Raw genomic sequence first — 16573 nt, forward strand, 5'->3', positions numbered from 1 at the left:
GGCGCCGATGCCGTGAAACATCGGTGTGGCGGCGATTCAATTCATCGCACCGTGGTGCCAGCCACGGCGGCCACGATGTACTTCTGGAAAAACAGATACAGCACGAAAATCGGCAGGCCGGCGAAAACAGCTTGCGCCATCAGATAGCCGATACCCTCGGATTGCGCGAAATTGCCTTGCGTGGACGCGAGGCCGATCGTCAACGTATACATCTCCGGCTTCGAGGCCGACACGAGCGGCCAGAGGTAGTCGTTCCAGGCGCTGAGGAAGGTGAAGATCGCGAGCGTCGCCTGGGCCGGCATCGACAGCGGCAACACGATGCGCCAGAACACCTTGAAGCGCGACGCGTGGTCGAGCAGCGCGGCTTCCTCGATGTCGACGGGCACGGCCTTGAAGTACTGCGTCATCAGGTACACGCCGAACGGTGACGCGAGCCGCGGCATGATCAGTGCGCCGTAGGTGTTGTGCCAGTCGAGCGAAGCGAAGATGCCATGCAGCGGAATCACAAGCGCCTGCTCGGGAACCGCGAGCCCCGCGAGGCAGATCACGTACAGCCAGCGCTTGCCCGGAAAGGTCGTGCGTGCGAAGCCGTAGCCCGCCAGCGACGCGATGACGAGCGTCAGCAAGGTCTGGCCCAGCGCGACGATCACGCTGTTGATCAGCCAGCCTCCTACAGCGGACGTGCCGATGATGCTGGTGTAGTTCTGCAGCGTGAACGGCGCCGAGAACAGCACATCGGTATGCTGCTCCAGGAAAGCGTTCGGTTTGAACGACAACGCGAACACCCAGACCAGCGGCGCGATCCAGACGAGCGCGAGCAGCACCACGGCGCCGAGCATCACGCGCTCGCCGAGACGGCCGGTCAATGACCCGCGCGTGCGTTCGGGGCCGGGGGGACGCGAAGTGGACTCCAGTGCGGCGGTACTCATGCGGGATCCTTTCTGCGTACGATCCATGCCTGCACGGCGATACCTAGCAGCATCAGCGCGAACAGCACCTGGGCCGCGGCAGCCGAATAGCCGAACAACCATTGGCGAAAGCCGGATTCGTAAATGAACTGGACAAGTGGTCGCGAAGCGTTGTTCGGGCCACCGTCGGTCAGCAGTTGCGCCTGACCAAACAGCTGGAACTGGAACACCGCTTCGATCACCGCAACCAGCGCGACAGTGCGCCGGATCGACGGCAACGTGATCGATACGAACGTGCGCCAACGGTTTGCGTTATCGAGCGCGGCCGCTTCGTACAACTCCTGCGGGATCTGCTGAAGCGCGGCAAGAAACAGCATCATCGGCAGACCGACGATCCACCATACGGTAACGATCGCGATCATCGGCAGCGCCGTGGCTTCATGGACGAGCGGCACGAACTCGGGGATGTTCAACGCGTGGCTGACATCGGCGAGCAGTCCGCGGCCCGGCATCAACACCAGCTTCCAGACGAGCGTGACGATCGTCACCGACAGCACCGACGAACCGAAGAAGATCGCGCGCAGCGCCGCGCAGAATCGGCCTGGCCGGTTGAGCACGAGCGCGAGCGCAAGACCGAGCGCGACGAACATCGGCACGGTCATGAACACGAAGTAGAACGTGTTGCGCACTGCGCCGCGAAAGATCGGATCTGACGCGAGGTCGACGTAGTTCCTCAGGCCGATGAACTCGGTGGTGCCGGCGAGCAGATCGACGTTCTGCAGGCTCAGCCACCAGCCGTACGCGAGCGGCACGACCAGCAACAGCACGTAGACGACCACGAACGGCAATACGAACAGCCCGTTCGACCAGGACGCGAGGGGATAGTTGAAACGGCGTTGCCGCGCTTTCGGCAAACCGCCCGCCAGCGGGCGCTCAGCCGCCATGATGCGCGGCCCCGTTGGCGTCGAACAGGTGCAGATGGGCGGCGTCGAGGCTCATACGCAGCGGTTCGCCGGGCTGCAATTCGTACTCGCGCGGAATCTCGATCACAACCATCTGATTGCTGGCCAGACTCACGTGCGCCAGCGAACGATCGCCGAGGCGCTCGATGAATTCGGCGCGGCCGTTGAGCGCACCTGCGGTGTCGATCACCACATGCTCGGCGCGGATGCCGAGCGTGAGCTGGCCCGGCGGCAATCTGTCGGCCGCGATCGAGGTCGGAATCACGACATTGTCGACCGGCAGGCGCACGAGCAAACGGCCGCCGTTTTCGCCCGCGGGTTCGACATCGATGAAGTTCATTGCCGGTGCGCCGATGAAGCCGGCCACGAAGCGCGTGGCCGGACGCCGGTAGATATCGAGCGGCGCGCCGATTTGCTCGATGCGCCCGCGGTTCATCACCACGATGCGCGTGGCGAGCGTCATTGCTTCGATCTGATCGTGCGTGACGAACACCATGGTCGACGTGAGGCGCCGATGGATGCGCGCCAATTCGACCCGGGTGCGGGTGCGCAACGCCGCATCGAGGTTCGACAACGGCTCGTCGAACAAAAACGCTTGCGGTTCCTTGACCACGGCGCGGCCGATCGCGACACGCTGACGCTGACCGCCCGACAATTGCGCGGGGCGGCGCTTGAGCAGTGGATCGAGTTCGAGCATACGGGCGGCCTCGGTAATGCGCCGGTCGATCTCGCTCGCGACGACACCCGAGTTGCGCAATCCGAACGCCATGTTGTCGTAGACCGTCATGTGCGGATAGAGCGCGTAGTGCTGGAACACCATTGCGACATCGCGCCTGGCTGGCGGCAGATGGGTAACCTCGCGGCCACCGATGCTGATCTGCCCTTCGCTGACACCCTCCAGCCCGGCGATCATGCGCAGCAGCGTCGACTTACCGCAACCGGATGGACCTAGAAAGACGAGGAATTCGCCCTCGTGGATATTGAGGTCGAGACCAGTGATCACTTCCGTCTCGCCATACCGCTTCGTCACGCCGTTGAGCTGAATGCCCGTCACCGTGCCTCCTTGGGTTATGTCCCGGAACTGCCGTCTCTGTCTGTATTTGTCTGCTTTGATATTATGAAAATATAGTAATGCCGATTTGTTTTACCCGTCCAATCCCGATTTCGGTATTGACGTATTCGGATTCGGGTATTGGGGAATGCGAACTGAATTGCACGGCAGACTCGTAATTCAGGCGAGAGTGTCGATTGCACATAAAGTGAAAGCTGCGCTCATGACCGAACGGCATCAATCTCCCCAAGTGGAGTTACGACCCAAACACTTGAGGAACGAGGGCAATGAAGAGTAGGAAGTTGGCCGAGCCGAATGTCGAAAGTTGCCGGCGCTGCAGCCCCAGCGAAAACAAGGCCGCGCGGCGTCAATGACCCGGACTACAAACCCAGGGAGCGACGACTGCGGGCACCTGAAGCGCGCAACTCCAGGCGCGGGCGATGTCCCCAGCGACTATGCCTCATTGTCGACGAACTCGGTCTTCCCCAAGCCACGGCCTTTCGCTCGATACATGGCGCTGTCGACGGCGCGCATCAATGTCCGCACGTCAGAGCGTGGGCTGCCCGCGGCTTTCGGGACCATACATATGCCGATGCTGCACGACACAGCGACCGGATAGCCGGCCACGTTATCAAGATCGCTGAAGATCGCATGAACGCGGTCGGCTATGGCAAGTGCGTCCTGCTTGCCGTGGACGCGACGAGCCAGGACGACGAATTCGTCACCGCCCAGGCGAGCGAGCGTATCTCCGGGGCGCATCCGGCGCTCCAGCGCTTTGGCGAAGCTGCGCAGCAGTTCGTCACCGACTGCGTGGCCGAAAGAGTCGTTCACTTTCTTGAAGCCGTCCAGATCGATGAGCAGGATGGCGGTCGTGCCTGCGTCGTCGGCGGCCGCCGACAGCGTCCGTAGGATGGCCTGCTCGAGTCGCAGCCGGTTGAAAAGTCCAGTCAGCGGATCGGTCGCCGCCTGTCGCTCCAGCCGATGCACGAGAACGGCCAGATAGAGCGACATCGCCACCACGCTAAATGCGACGCCGAGGCCGGCGGTGACGTTCGCACGCCACCAGGGCTGCCAATGCATCAGGCCCGCGAGACCGATGAGCGCTGCGCAACAGGACACTGCCAGCATGCGATGGCCATACCGGCAGCCTGCCCCGGTCAGAAACCAGAAGACGACCCACAACATTGGAAGCGCGGCCGTCCCCCCCACAGCCAACGCTGCCATGATCAGGGCCTGGTCGGCGAAAGTCGTCAGGAGTAGCCGCATCGGAGCGCGCGTCACCGCGACTGTCGCGGCCACCCACGTCGCGATGCCGAACAGCACATAGGCGGCGACCACAAGAAGCGTCGCGTAGACATCGCTGGAACGATGGCCGACCCACACGGCCAGATAGGCGACGACCACCAAGGAGCCAAGAAAAACACGCAGTACCGCCTGCTCTTTCTCCGGTTGCCCCGAAAGTCCCTTTAGAAACGCTTCTCCGGGAGACGAAAAGCTATCCGTCTCGTCCATGCCAACTCCTTGCTCGAGATTCTGTAGTGTGTCCGACCGGGAGTGTAAACGACGTTCCGAATTCTTTAGATGCTTTCTGCGCCTTGTCGGACGACAGATCCGACTCTTGCGGCCTATCTGGAATCGGGACTGAGTCTGCCGCTTGCCTCGGGCACCTGGCTGTTCCATGCAGGCATGCGAGCGGGCCACTACATGCAACCGGGCTTTGCCGAGCATGATGGCGGCGGCATCGATCTCAGCTACGCGGCGGCAAACAGCAATGCGGGACCCATTTCGGGCGCACGCTCGACTGGCGGATGGGGGGTTGCTTGGGAGCACCGCTTCGGCAGCGCGTCGCAATCGTTTGCCGCGGCGTTTGTGAACGCCCCCGATGCGACCTGGCAGGTGTTTGGCTCGCCCACGAGCCGCGATACGGCGCGGCTTACTCTAGGCGCAAATTGGCGCCGGACGCGGCTTTCAACCTTCTACGTGCGATTTGCCGCCGACGAAGGCGCCCGCGAGCACGACCACGGAGTGCTCGCCGAAGCGCAGGGGGAAATGGTGAGCCAGGTATGAACCAAGATCTGGACGACGGCGCGGGGGACGCATTGACTCAAGATTTTTGCTATCCCGTTCACCCGCGATTTGATGTAACGGTGGTCTACTTCACCGCAACCACGCGACTAGCGGACGCCGCCCGCGTCCGCGCCAATCTGCAACGTTACCGCCCCGCTGTTGCGAGCGTCAGCCGGCTCGCTACCGAACTCACACCAGCAACCGCCTGTGCGTGCTGCTGCGCGATATCGATCTGCGCCTCATCGGGAACAGCACCGATGAGCGTCACAGCCCCCGCGTTTGCGAGTACCAAGACGGGCGACATATTCACGCCACCCGCTTTCACCAACGCCTTGCGCACGTTAGCAGCAAGCTGGCGATCCGCGGCGAATTGAAAACCTGATTTATGGGCTCAGGACTTGAGGAACCCGAGCAGGTCGGCATTGACCTGATCGACGTGCGTGCTGCACATGCCATGCGGCGCGCCCTTGTAGACCTTGAGCGTCGCGTTCCTCACGATCTTCGCCGAGAGCTTCGCCGAATCGTCGATCGGCACGATCTGGTCGTCGTCGCCGTGCAGGATCAGCGTGGGCACACTGATCTTCTTGAGGTCGTCGGTGTAGTCGACTTCAGAGAACTGCCTGATGCACTCGTACTGGCCTTTGATCGAACCGGCCATGCCCTGGCGCCAGAAGTCCTGCACGAGACCCTGCGAGACTTTTGCATCGGGGCGGTTGAAGCCGTAGAACGGCGTGGTCAGGTCCAGATAGAACTGCGAGCGGTTCGCCGCCACGCCCGCGCGGATACCGTCGAAGACCGACATCGGCAGACCCTCCGGATTGTTCGCAGACTTCACCATCTGAGGCGGCACCGCGCCGATGAGCACAGCCTTCGCCACACGCTTCTCGCCGTGTCGGCCAATGTAATGCGCCACTTCGCCTCCGCCCGTGGAATGGCCCACGAGCATCGCGCCCCTCACGTCGAGCGCGTCGAGCACAGCCGCGAGATCGTCGGCGTAGGTGTCCATGTCGTTGCCCACGGACGGCTGGCCCGAACGGCCATGGCCACGGCGGTCGTGCGCGATCACCCGGTAGCCCCGATTCACGAGGAAGAGCATCTGCGCGTCCCACGCGTCAGCCGAGAGCGGCCAGCCGTGCGAGAAGACGACCGGCTCGCCCGTGCCCCAGTCCTTGAAGAAGATCTGCGTGCCGTCCTTCGCGCTCACGTAACTGCCGCCGTGATGATGCGAGGTGCTGCTCGTGGACGCCGTGACGCCCGCCGTCGCCGCATTTGCGGACACGCTTGACACGCTGGACGCGGCGGCGACCGCGGCCACGGCGCCGGCCATGCCCGCACTTGCCGAAAGCAGCCTGCGGCGCGACGCCGAAGGCCTGGTCGAATCGATTTGCTGAGTGTTCATACTGGATCTCCGTCGTTGCATCGCCGCGCGCGGGCGGGCGATCACGTTAGGTATTGAGTTGGATTGGAAACGATCGTGGTCGAACCGTCGTGTCGAAGCTTATTCGTTTGCCAATGCCCGCTCTATCAGACCTTCGGCGCTCGCAGTCATACGGGCGTAGACGCGATACATACGTTCGTTTATTCGCCAGAGAGCCCGGTTCATCGAGTATTACCTGGGTACGCTGCGCAGATTTTTCCTTGGGCCCCGCGGAAGTGGCAATGCTGGAATCTTTCGAGGAATTTCAGACATGCACGCCATGGTTCATCTAACGCGGCGTGCAAATGGCGCGATATGGCCGAGCGCTTTGCACTTCAGCCATGTAAAAGCCCTATCAGTAACGGGATTTTTCCGGATGGCCCGGCGAGCTATCCGTCGCGCCGCGTTCCGCTACATGGCTGGCCGATGGCAGCGGCAGTGTGAACGTAGCGCGGGTGCCGCCACCGTCGCGCGGCGACAGGTGCAAAGTGCCGCCATGGGCCTCGACGATCGACGTGGAAATCGCAAGCCCCATCCCCATGCCGGTCGCCTTCGTCGTAAAAAGCGGTTCGGGTAGCCGCTCCGCAATCGCGGGATCGATCCCGCATCCGGTGTCTTCCACGATCACGCGTATTTCTGCGCATCCATCTGTGCGTTCGTCCGGCTCACATGACAGCATGAGCACGCGCTCCATCGCGTCGATTTCCTGCATCGCCTCAGCACCGTTGCTCAGCAGATTGATAACCACCTGTTGCAGTTGCACGCGATCGCCGAGAACGTACAGTGGCTCGTCCATGCCGTGGGTGCGCAGCGTAATACCCGCGGCCTCCAGTTGTCCGGACGACAATGAGATCGCCTCGCGCAACGTATCCGCCAGGTCGACGGTCGAAAACTGCGGCTCGGCGTTTCTTGCCTTGTCGCGCAGTGACTGGATGATCGTACGCGCGCGGACCGCGGATCGCGAAATAAGCGTGACCATTGCACGCGCTTCGCCGATTTCCGGCGGGGTCCTGTCGAGCCAGCGCAGCGCGGCGCTGGCCGACGCGTCGAGGGATGCCAGAGGCTGGCCGACCTCATGAACAATCGACGCGGCGAGTTCCCCCATCGCCTTCAGGCGAATGGCACGGGCGAGACTCGCATGGGCATGGCGCAATTGCTCTTCGGCGCGGGCGCGCTTCTCGTTCAGTTCGAGAAGCTCGTCATAAAGCCTCGCGTTTTCCAGCGCAAACGCCGCTTGGGACGCGATGACTTCGAGTACCGCAGCCTTCGCCGGCGTGAACATCCCGGCCACGAGGTTGTTTTCGAGATATAGAAGCCCAACCAGCTCGGAATGACGCATCAACGGCACGCACACGACCGACAGCGGGCGAACTTTGCGGATGTAATCGTCATGGGCGTAAGCGCGAGATTCCCTCGCATCGTCGAGTACGACGGCTTCCCGGGTGCGCGCAACGACCGTCAACAGCGTGACCGGCAGCACATCCGAATCGTACGGCGCAGACGCGTGACTCACGCCGATGGCACCGCTACGCACGCTGGCTCGCGCGGAGACCGACCACATTTCGCCACGCCGTACTACCAGGGTGCCCTGGTCCGCGCCGGCATTTTCGAGCGCGGTACGCAATAGCGTCTCTGCCAGACGCGCGGGAACGATGTCGCTGGCGAGCGCGTTCGCGATGTGCAGCACCGCGCGTGCATCGAGTGCCTGAAGCGTGCGTGCCGGTGGAACGCCGCCCTGGCCGGATTGCGCCTCGTCCTGCAGCAGTGACGCATACGCGGCCTGGAACTGGCGGACCTTGGCCGTTGCCCCCCAGCGCTGCCATGCAGCGCGTGCGCATCGTGCATATGCCTGCGCCGGCAGTTTGTGATCGATCCGCAGATGAAAACGCGTGGCGAATTCGGCAGCGAGCGCTTCCACTTGCGGGAAACGCCACTGCTGCGCGAGCTTGACGGCGCGCGCATAGCCGTCGCTGGCATCGTTACGACGCCCTGCTTCACGCGCCACCTCGGCGCAAACCAGTGCGTACCTCGCCGAAAAATTCTCGTGACACACCTGCGCCCAGCGTTGCAGCCGCCCCACGTAACGCTGAAGCGTCGCTTCCTGCGCCGCAGTGCGTGCGTCGATGGAGAGCAGCGCGAGCGCGCCGTAGAACGGCAGGTCCCCACTGTCGGCGAACGAGCGCGAGTATTCGGCGATCGACTCCGCGTGCGCCTGGCAGCGCAGCGCCTCTTCGATGTCACCGAAAATCAATGCCGCTTCGAGACGATAGACCCATTGCCAGACATCCACGAGCGTAGCGGGTGCGCCGGTCGCGGGCTGGGCGGGAAGCGATTCGCTCGCCGGCAAGTCCTGCAACCTCGACAGCAATTGCCATTGCGCAAGCAACGCCTCGATCACCAGCTGAAAATTGGCAGCCCGTGCGATAGTCAGCCCTTGCGTCGCGACCTCGCGAACGTCATCGAGGCTCTCTCCAGCGAACAACATGACGTTCGCTTCGTTCGCGCTGCAGTAAACCGTGAAGGTGTGATCGCCCGTCTGCGTGGTGATGTCAAACGCCTGCTTCAGGTAGTCACGGGCCTCCCGCGCCGGCTTGATCCATGGGACATACAAGGCGCCGAACGAGAGATAGACCCGGCCTTTATGACGATCGAGGCCTCGGGCGTCGACAAGATGCAAGGCCAGTTCGCCGAATTGCCTCGATGTGCGGTAATCCCCGTAGCGCTCCCCTAATACCTGATTCATGCAGACAAAAACGTCAGCGGACGCATCGGAGAGGCCAAACTGGCAAGCAATCAGCGTCGCTCTGAGCAGAATGAAATCCACCAGATTCTGGTTCGTGTACAACGCTGGCGGAATGATGTCCGCGAAAATATCGGTGATCGCGCGATGCAACGGATCAGCCGCAACGGGCAGATTGCGCAGGGCTTCCATTCCGTGCTCGTCCAGCCATGCACTTAGGCGCGCGTATTCGGCGTGTACGTCCGCCTCAGACGGCAGCCTCGGAATCTCGATGCCGGACTGACCAAGAAAATCGAGGCCGACATTCAACGCAAGGTCGAAGCGGCCGAGTGCCGTATAGAGCGCCGAACGAAGGCGCGCCACATCCGCACCAAACATGCCGCTGCCGGCTTGCGTGGACAGCGCGGCAAGACGCGACTCGGCCTGCTCCAGCGCACCCGTCATGAACTCCGCTTCGCCGCACAGCCGTCGCAGATTCCGGACGTAATCGGCGTGGTCCTGGTCGCTATCGCCGTCCGCAAAGGCGAGCGCCGCGCGGAAACAGTCGAGCGCCGTATCGTGCGCCATCGCCTTCTTCGCCCGAAGACCGGCCTCGTGATTCAGACGCGAGAACACGTGCCGCTCGTTACGATCGAGTGCCGCCATTCGTGCAAGATTCGCCTGCGCCGCCAGATAAAACACCTCGTACCCGTCGAAGGATGCGGCGAGCAGCCGACGCACGATGTCGAGGTGCCTCTGCGCCCGTTCTTGCACGGTCATCGCTGCATAGGCCGCTTCGCAGACCCGGTCGTGCGTGAAGAACCAATCGCTCAACCGGTCCGGAGACCCTTCGCCGGACCATTCGTGCTCCCCTTCACCTTGCCCGTAGCTGACGTAGCCGGCAATTACCGCAGCGCTCAACGCATGCACGATCGCGTCCTCTGCTATGCCGGACGCGCACGACAGCGTTTGAGTCGATGCGCGGCGTCCGAGGCAGGCGAGCACCTGCATTGCCGACAATGTGTCGATCGGCAACTGAAGCAGTCCGTGTGCAAGCAGCGACGCTACGTCCGCGAACGCCCGATGTTGGGCGATCTCCTGCACGCTCCATTGCCAGCGCGACGTTTCCATCTGGTACGTGAGCAGATCGTCCGCGATCAACGCCTGCAGCAGGCTTTGCACGAAGATCGGGCTGCCTCCCGTCTTTCGGTAAATCTCCTGCGCGAGAGGGCGGACGACCGCTGCATCCTCGCCAAGCGCAAGTGTCAGGTACTCGAGCACGGAATCGGGATGCAGCGGGCCCAGTTCGATCGACACCGCGTGCTCGGCGTCGATCAGCATCGAGCGCAATGGATGTTCGCAGAGAACCTCATCTGAGCGGAATGCACCGATAAACAGGAGTCCGATGTCGTCTTCCTGGCGCAGCAGGCGTTCGAGCACCTGAAGCGTTGCGGCGTCCGCCCACTGAAGATCATCGAGCACCAGCACGAGCGGCCGTCCGGCACTCGCGAACGACGCAATCAGACGGGCAACGGCGTGCAGCACGCGTTCCCGTTCTGCAGAAGGCGATATTTCGTGCGGCTGCGGGGCACCGGACGAATCGCCCAACAGTGCGCCGACCGCCGGCAACAACGTGGCGATCGTTTGCGAGGCTGGGCCAATTGCGTCTCTTATCTTTTGGCGCCATTGTGCGAACTCCTTTTCGGGGCGACCGAGTACGAATTGCAGCAGCGGTTCGACGGCATCGACCAGCACGGCGTAAGGCGCAGTGCGCTTCGCTTCTACGCCTTTTCCGAACGCCATCAGCGCTTCGCTCGTGTCGCGAATGCATGCAATGGCGCGGGCGATCAGTGTCGACTTTCCGATTCCCGACACACCCTCGACCCATGCGGCCTTTGCTCGCCCCGTATCGGCGACTGTCCGGTACAACCCGACAAGCCGGCGAACTTCTTCGTCGCGACCCGGCACGTGCGCGATCCGCTTTAACCGGTCATGCTTCGAGCGCGAGTCGAGCGTGAACGGCGTCACCTTACCTCGACTCTCCAATAGCGACTCGCAATGTTTAAGGTCGGCAAGGAGACTGCGCGCATTCCTGTAGCGGTGCTCCGGCGCCTTCTCCATCAGCTTCATGACGATCCGCGAAACCACCGATGGCACGTGCGGCGACACCTCCGCCGGTGGCCGGGGGACATGGGAAGCGTGCGCATGAATCAGCGCGGCAAAATCACTGGAATCGAATGGTGCAATCCCGGTGATCATTTCGTAAAAGATGCACCCGAGGGAGTAAAGATCCGCGCGCTCGTCGATACGGCGATTCATGCGCACGCCGATTTCGGGCGCCATGTACCGGAAGCTCTCGTCGTCCCATTCGAGCTCGCCGGGATTGCTGCTGCTCCGCGGCACCGTGTCGACATGAGCGATACGCCCATCGGGCGAGATCCGGATGCGTGAAGGGCTGAGCGACCGGTGGACGCCACCCGCTTCGTGCATCGAACAAATCGCCTCGGTAATTGCGATTGTCGTGCGGAGGAAGACCTTTAGCGTTCTGGTCGCCCGGAGGACGTCGACCAATGGCAAGGCCGCCGGAACGGATAACGTCGCCGCGAGCACGTTTTCCGGATCGACGGACGGTTCCCGTTTGCAAGACGCGAAACGCATCTCGCTGTGGCGCAGCGCGCAGAGCGACTCCGGTGGAGGCAGCATGTCGGTCATCCTGATGAGTGGGCGGCCACGGGGAAAGCACCGGAACCTCCCCGGGCTCTGTGTGGCATCGGACGTAAAGCGTGGCGCAGCAGGCTGCGAGCCACCATTTCATGTAGTCATCGTTCCATGAATGAACGTTAGCACATTCCTCCTTCAAGTAAAATTAATTTATGCTGCACGCTCGCGGTGAAGCGGAATGGCCCAGAGAACCAAAAACACTTATCTCTCTGAATTTAAAAGGATAATTTTTTGTTTCTTGTAGTCGACGCGAGACCGCTGTATGATCGCCATTCATGTAGTGCTCACCACATGAAGTCCTCTTTACCGGGATTCTTCAGAAGCATTTTTGGCGGCGTCGCCACAGGAAGCGTATGAGCAGGTCAGCAACAAAGAAGGCTGTGCGCGGCACAGGTGTGCGAGAGGCAGCCGCGCAGGAAACCCGTGACAAGATTCTTCGCGCAGCAACCAAGGTTTTTGCGCGCTACGGCTATGACGGCGGCAGTGTGGACAAGATCTCCAAGCTCGCGAAATCCTATGACCGGATGATCTACTACTACTACGGGAGCAAAGAAGGTCTATTCATCGCCGTTCTCGAAGACATCTATCGGCGGATGGACGAGGCGGAGATCCGGGTCGTAGCCGATCCTTCAGATCCCGTGGAAGCGCTCAACTCCGTTATCCGCTTCAAGCTGCGCTACTATTGGCGCAACCCCGAATTCATGACGCTGCTTAACTCGGAGAACCTGCACAGGGGCAGGCACGTATCCAAGTTGGAACGCAAGGGCGAATATTCGTCGCATACCATTCAGATCATTGAAAAGGTCCTTGCGAGCGGTGCCGAGCAGGGCCTGTTCCGCAAGGATCTGAACGCGCGCGACATGTTCCTCCTGATCGCTTCGACTGCCTATTTTTATACGTCTAACCGTTATACGTTATCCGTATTCCTCGGTGAGGATCTGGATGCCGAGGAAGCGGTGCATCACTGGGAAGAATTCGTGATAGACAGCGTGCAGCGTGTTGTGCGGGCCGACGTGCCCGCCTCCAGTTGAGCAGGTCGTTGGCACTCGCACGCCGTCAGCCAGTCCTTGCTCCCTTGCCATGAACTATTTTCGTGCTCGTACTGTTGACGAAGTGCTAGGTCGGCTCGCGGAGCGACCACCGCCGCGCGTGATTTGCGGTGCCACTGATCTGTTTGCCGACCCGGCGCTACTACCGGCCAAATATGAATGGGTGGACATTAGCCGCGTCGACGCATTGCGCGCCATCGAACGTCGTGACGGCATGGCTCGCATTGGCTCCGCAACTACTTGGGAGGCCATCGCCGCGACCGAGTGGTTACCCACCGCGCTCAGGGAAGCGGCGGCTTCCGTCGGCTCCCGGCAGATCCGCGTTCAGGGCAGCATCGGCGGCAACCTGTGCCATGCGTCGCCGGTGGCCGACGGCGTGCCGCCGCTTCTGGCGCTCGATGCACACGTCGAGCTGGCGAGCACGCGCGGCGTGCGCCGGTTGCCATTGACCGAGTTCCTGCTGGGCCGCCGCCGCACCTCTCTGCACGCAGACGAATTGCTGGTTGCCGTTTGGTTCGCGCTTCCGCGCGCGCAGGATCGCACGGCGTTCATAAAATGTACGAATCGCGATGGCGCCGCGATCGCCGTCGTTTCGGCTGCCGTGCGTCTGCGCATGTCGGGGGAGGACACCATGGACGCGGTCGCGATAAGTGTAGGCGGAGTATCGGAAACCGCGCTTAGGATGCGTGAGCTGGAGGCGGCGATGCAAGGCCAGCGGCGGGCCGGGTTGGCCCGCGCGATCGAAGAAGCGTCACTTGTAGAGCTCACCCCCATCGACGATTGCCGGGCCCCGGCTGCCCATCGCATTCACCTCGCGCGGCTGGCCATCGGGCGGGCTTTTAGCCACTGCATCAAGGAGACCGACCGTGGCGTATCAACTGCCTGATGATCGCGATGCCACGGCGGCGCGGGGCGCGCAGGTGGCAATATCGCCGGACCAGGATTGCTTCGAACTCAATGGTTCGCAAGTGCCGATCCCTGCCGACCGTTCGAAGCGCCTGCTCGATTATCTGCGTGCGGACCTGCGTCAGTTCGGCACCAAGGAAGGTTGCGGGCAAGGCGACTGCGGGAGTTGCACGGTGCTTGTCGATGGCGAAGTGCGCTATGCCTGCCTGATTCCCGTCTCGCAGGTCGAGGGACAGCGTGTCGTCACCATCGAAGGACTAGCCGGGAACACGGAATGCGGTCATCGTCTGAAGCAGGCATTTCTTGCCCATCAGGCGGTGCAATGCGGTTTTTGCACGCCGGGCATGCTAACCGCCGCGGCTGCAGCAATCGACGCTGGACGGGTAACCGACCGCGCTAGCGCGCGCGCCGCCATCGATGGCGTGCTCTGCCGCTGCACGGGCTACCAGAAGATCGTCGATGCCGTAACCGAGGTGGGGTGCGGCGGCGCCGCGCGGCGTTGTACGGCCGCGCCCGCCGAAGGGCCGTCCGTCGGCGTGCCGTTGACACGCCTGGACGGTGCCGAAAAGGTCGATGGAACCCAGCATTTTGGCGCCGACGGCTACCCGGCCCATAGCCTGCTCGTGCGGGCAGTCCGCTGCCCGCATCATCGCGCACGTTTCGCGTTCGGCGACCTCGCGGCGTTCGTCGACGCCCACCCGGGCGTCCATCGCGTCTTGACCCATGCCGATGTGCCGGGTATCAATCTGCATGGCGTAGCAACGCCTTATGCCGATCAGCCCGTGCTGCCGGAGTCGGAGGCGCGGCACTATCTCGAGGCGGTCGCGCTAGTGGTGGGCGAGCGCGACACGATCGCAGCACTTGAGATGGATGGCTTTCCCGTGACATGGGAGCCGCTGACACCGGTTCTTTCCATAACGGACGCGATGCGGGATGCAAGCCCGCAACTTCACCCTCGCCGCCCGGGCAATGTGCTGATCGAAGGCCTCGTGTGTCGCGGCGACGCCGCCACCGCGATGCAGGACGCGCGTTATGTGGTGAATACAACGTTCGACTCGAGTTTCGTCGAACATGCCTACCTGGAGCCGGAAGCCGGGTGGGCGCTGCGTACGGGCGATACCATCGAAATTCATTCGCCCACGCAGGCTCCTTATCCACATCGCGATGATCTCGCGCGCATCCTTGCCGTTGCGCCGGAACAGGTGCGGGTGGTGGCGACTGCGGTTGGCGGCGGCTTCGGCGGCAAACTCGACATGACGGTCCAGCCGCTGCTCGCCATCGCAGCCTGGCATCTCGACAGACCCGTCGCCATGACCCTGACGCGTGAGGAGTCGATGGCCACTTCGACCAAGCGCCATCCGGGCCGCATGGTATCCAGCATGGCAGCCGACGCCGATGGCCGGCTTTGCGCGGTAACGTTCGATGGTGACTTCAATACCGGTGCATTCGCTTCGTGGGGCACCGCGGTTGCCAACAGGGTGCCGGTCCACGCCGGTGGCCCCTACGTCATTCCTCACTACCTGGCGCGCACGCGCGCCATTCATACGCACGTGACACCGGCCGGCGCTTTCCGCGGCTTTGGCGTGCCGCAAACGATGATGTCCCAGGAGCAGCTTGTCGACGAGCTGGCGCTGAAGGTGGGCATCGATCCACTGGAATTTCGAGTATTGAACGCCTTGCGGCCCGGTGACACCCTGCCGACCGGACAGGTGCTCGACGATAGCGCCGGCCTCGTTGCATGCCTCGATGCGTTACGGCCCGCATGGCGTGACGCGCGCGCCCGGGTTGCTGCAGTGAACGAGACATCGCGCAGCCATGTTCGCCTTGGCGTCGGGATAGCGGCATTCTTCTATGGTTGCGGTAATACGGCACTCACCAACCCTTCGACCGTCCGTTTCGGCATACGCCCTGACGGCACCATCGTTCTGCATCAGGGGGCGGTGGATGCGGGACAGGGAGCCAATACTGTCATAGCGCAAATCGCCGCCGACGCTCTGGGCGTGCCGGTCCACAGCCTGCGGTTCATCGGGCCAGACACGGCCATGACCCCGGATTGCGGCCGCACCTCCGCTTCACGCCAGACCTTCGTGACCGGCCGCGCCGCCATGCTCGCCGGAACGACGCTGCGCCACCGCTTGCTGGCCGTGGTGGGGGCTGCGGACGATGCGAGGATCACCGCTGGTCCGCAAGGTATCGCCATAGATGGCCGCGCCGTGGCTCTGGGTAAATTGCCGGTCGACGCGCACGGCTACGTGCTGTCTGCCGAGGAAAGCTTCGATCCGCCCGTCACGCAGCTCGATGCAACCGGGCACGGCAACCCTTACGCTACCTACGCGTTCGGCGCCCAGATGGCGGAAGTCGAAGTGGACTGCCAGAGCGGGCGAGTTCGCGTGCGGAAGGTCATAGCAGCGCACGATGTCGGGAAAATGGTCAATCCCACCCTGCTCGAAGGACAAATAGAAGGCGCAGTGGCTCAGGGCGTAGGTATGGCGCTGATGGAGAAATACCATCCAGGGCGGTACAACAATCTCCGCGACTACCTGATCCCGACCGTGCACGATGTGCCGGAGGTGCAGTCGATTTTTATCGAGGCGCCGACGGCCGTAGGACCGTATGGTGCGAAAGGCGTCGGCGAACCGGCGTTGGTCCCGACGGCCGCCGCCATCCTGAATGCGATCCATGATGCGATCGGCGTACGGATCCGCGAGGCACCCGCCTCCCCCGATGTCATCCTGCGGGCGCTGGCCTCGCGTAACGGCCACTCCTGAATTCG

At 62.7% G+C, this 16573-nt stretch carries 11 protein-coding genes and 1 pseudogene; 4 read left to right on the top strand and 8 right to left on the bottom strand.

The genetic code is table 11. From position 1 onward, the window contains the following. Nucleotides 1–41: 41 nt before the first annotated feature. The 4 genes from LJ655_RS27685 to LJ655_RS27700 all read right to left on the bottom strand — a co-directional run bounded on the left by LJ655_RS27685 (nucleotide 42) and on the right by LJ655_RS27700 (nucleotide 4433). A complete protein-coding gene (locus LJ655_RS27685) occupies nucleotides 42–929 on the bottom strand; it encodes a carbohydrate ABC transporter permease (protein ID WP_230564357.1) in 888 nt (295 codons plus the stop codon). Continuing rightward, nucleotides 926–1852 (bottom strand): carbohydrate ABC transporter permease, encoded by a 927-nt coding sequence (locus LJ655_RS27690; RefSeq protein ID WP_230564358.1) that lies wholly within the window; start codon nucleotides 1850–1852, stop codon nucleotides 926–928. Before LJ655_RS27690 ends, LJ655_RS27685 begins: the two co-directional genes overlap by 4 nt. Continuing rightward, a complete protein-coding gene (locus LJ655_RS27695) occupies nucleotides 1842–2924 on the bottom strand; it encodes an ABC transporter ATP-binding protein (protein WP_230564359.1) in 1083 nt (360 codons plus the stop codon). Before LJ655_RS27695 ends, LJ655_RS27690 begins: the two co-directional genes overlap by 11 nt. Before the next feature lie 450 nt (nucleotides 2925–3374). Further along, nucleotides 3375–4433: a GGDEF domain-containing protein gene (locus LJ655_RS27700; RefSeq protein WP_230564360.1), complete on the bottom strand. Its 1059-nt coding sequence runs from the start codon at nucleotides 4431–4433 to the stop codon at nucleotides 3375–3377. Nucleotides 4434–4502: 69 nt separating this feature from the next. On the opposite strand from LJ655_RS27700, the gene LJ655_RS27705 reads away from it, so the two are divergent. After that, nucleotides 4503–4988, top strand: a complete 486-nt coding sequence (locus tag LJ655_RS27705; protein ID WP_230564361.1) for an autotransporter domain-containing protein — start codon at nucleotides 4503–4505, stop codon at nucleotides 4986–4988. A gap of 145 nt (nucleotides 4989–5133) precedes the next feature. Here the strand turns inward: LJ655_RS27705 and LJ655_RS27710 are convergent, their stop codons facing one another. The 4 genes and pseudogenes from LJ655_RS27710 to LJ655_RS30435 all read right to left on the bottom strand — a co-directional run. Further along, the gene (locus tag LJ655_RS27710; protein ID WP_230564362.1) at nucleotides 5134–5292 is read right to left on the bottom strand and encodes a BON domain-containing protein; all 159 of its coding nucleotides are present in this window, start codon (nucleotides 5290–5292) and stop codon (nucleotides 5134–5136) included. Nucleotides 5293–5379: 87 nt separating this feature from the next. Next, nucleotides 5380–6387: an alpha/beta fold hydrolase gene (locus LJ655_RS27715; RefSeq protein WP_230564363.1), complete on the bottom strand. Its 1008-nt coding sequence runs from the start codon at nucleotides 6385–6387 to the stop codon at nucleotides 5380–5382. 373 nt (nucleotides 6388–6760) lie between these two features. After that, nucleotides 6761–11254, bottom strand: coding sequence for a trifunctional serine/threonine-protein kinase/ATP-binding protein/sensor histidine kinase (locus tag LJ655_RS27720; RefSeq protein ID WP_230564364.1), 4494 nt, complete (start codon nucleotides 11252–11254; stop codon nucleotides 6761–6763). A 24-nt stretch (nucleotides 11255–11278) separates the two neighbouring features. Next, nucleotides 11279–11836 (bottom strand): annotated as a pseudogene (locus LJ655_RS30435) (protein kinase domain-containing protein); the annotation flags it as partial. 362 nt (nucleotides 11837–12198) lie between these two features. Between LJ655_RS30435 and LJ655_RS27730 the strand changes: the two are divergent. From LJ655_RS27730 to LJ655_RS27740, 3 genes are read left to right on the top strand one after another with little or no spacing between them, the layout of a single operon-like run. Then, the gene (locus tag LJ655_RS27730; protein ID WP_230564366.1) at nucleotides 12199–12876 is read left to right on the top strand and encodes a TetR/AcrR family transcriptional regulator; all 678 of its coding nucleotides are present in this window, start codon (nucleotides 12199–12201) and stop codon (nucleotides 12874–12876) included. 49 nt (nucleotides 12877–12925) lie between these two features. Next, nucleotides 12926–13780: an FAD binding domain-containing protein gene (locus LJ655_RS27735; RefSeq protein WP_230564367.1), complete on the top strand. Its 855-nt coding sequence runs from the start codon at nucleotides 12926–12928 to the stop codon at nucleotides 13778–13780. Further along, the gene (locus LJ655_RS27740; protein ID WP_230564368.1) at nucleotides 13761–16568 is read left to right on the top strand and encodes a molybdopterin-dependent oxidoreductase; all 2808 of its coding nucleotides are present in this window, start codon (nucleotides 13761–13763) and stop codon (nucleotides 16566–16568) included. The genes LJ655_RS27735 and LJ655_RS27740 overlap by 20 nt, the downstream gene beginning before the upstream one ends. Nucleotides 16569–16573: the final 5 nt, after the last annotated feature.

The organism is Paraburkholderia translucens, assembly GCF_020881035.1.
Taxonomy (GTDB): domain Bacteria; phylum Pseudomonadota; class Gammaproteobacteria; order Burkholderiales; family Burkholderiaceae; genus Paraburkholderia; species Paraburkholderia translucens.

Bases quoted from the DNA above. Each gene is read 5' to 3' on its own strand.
- LJ655_RS27685 (WP_230564357.1), bottom strand. From the start codon at position 929: ATGAGTACCGCCGCACTGGAGTCCACTTCGCGTCCCCCCGGCCCCGAA.
- LJ655_RS27690 (WP_230564358.1), bottom strand. From the start codon at position 1,852: ATGGCGGCTGAGCGCCCGCTGGCGGGCGGTTTGCCGAAAGCGCGGCAA.
- LJ655_RS27700 (WP_230564360.1), bottom strand. From the start codon at position 4,433: ATGGACGAGACGGATAGCTTTTCGTCTCCCGGAGAAGCGTTTCTAAAG.
- LJ655_RS27705 (WP_230564361.1), top strand. From the start codon at position 4,503: ATGCTTTCTGCGCCTTGTCGGACGACAGATCCGACTCTTGCGGCCTAT.
- LJ655_RS27710 (WP_230564362.1), bottom strand. From the start codon at position 5,292: ATGTCGCCCGTCTTGGTACTCGCAAACGCGGGGGCTGTGACGCTCATC.
- LJ655_RS27715 (WP_230564363.1), bottom strand. From the start codon at position 6,387: ATGAACACTCAGCAAATCGATTCGACCAGGCCTTCGGCGTCGCGCCGC.
- LJ655_RS27720 (WP_230564364.1), bottom strand. From the start codon at position 11,254: ATGAAGCTGATGGAGAAGGCGCCGGAGCACCGCTACAGGAATGCGCGC.
- LJ655_RS27730 (WP_230564366.1), top strand. From the start codon at position 12,199: ATGAGCAGGTCAGCAACAAAGAAGGCTGTGCGCGGCACAGGTGTGCGA.
- LJ655_RS27735 (WP_230564367.1), top strand. From the start codon at position 12,926: ATGAACTATTTTCGTGCTCGTACTGTTGACGAAGTGCTAGGTCGGCTC.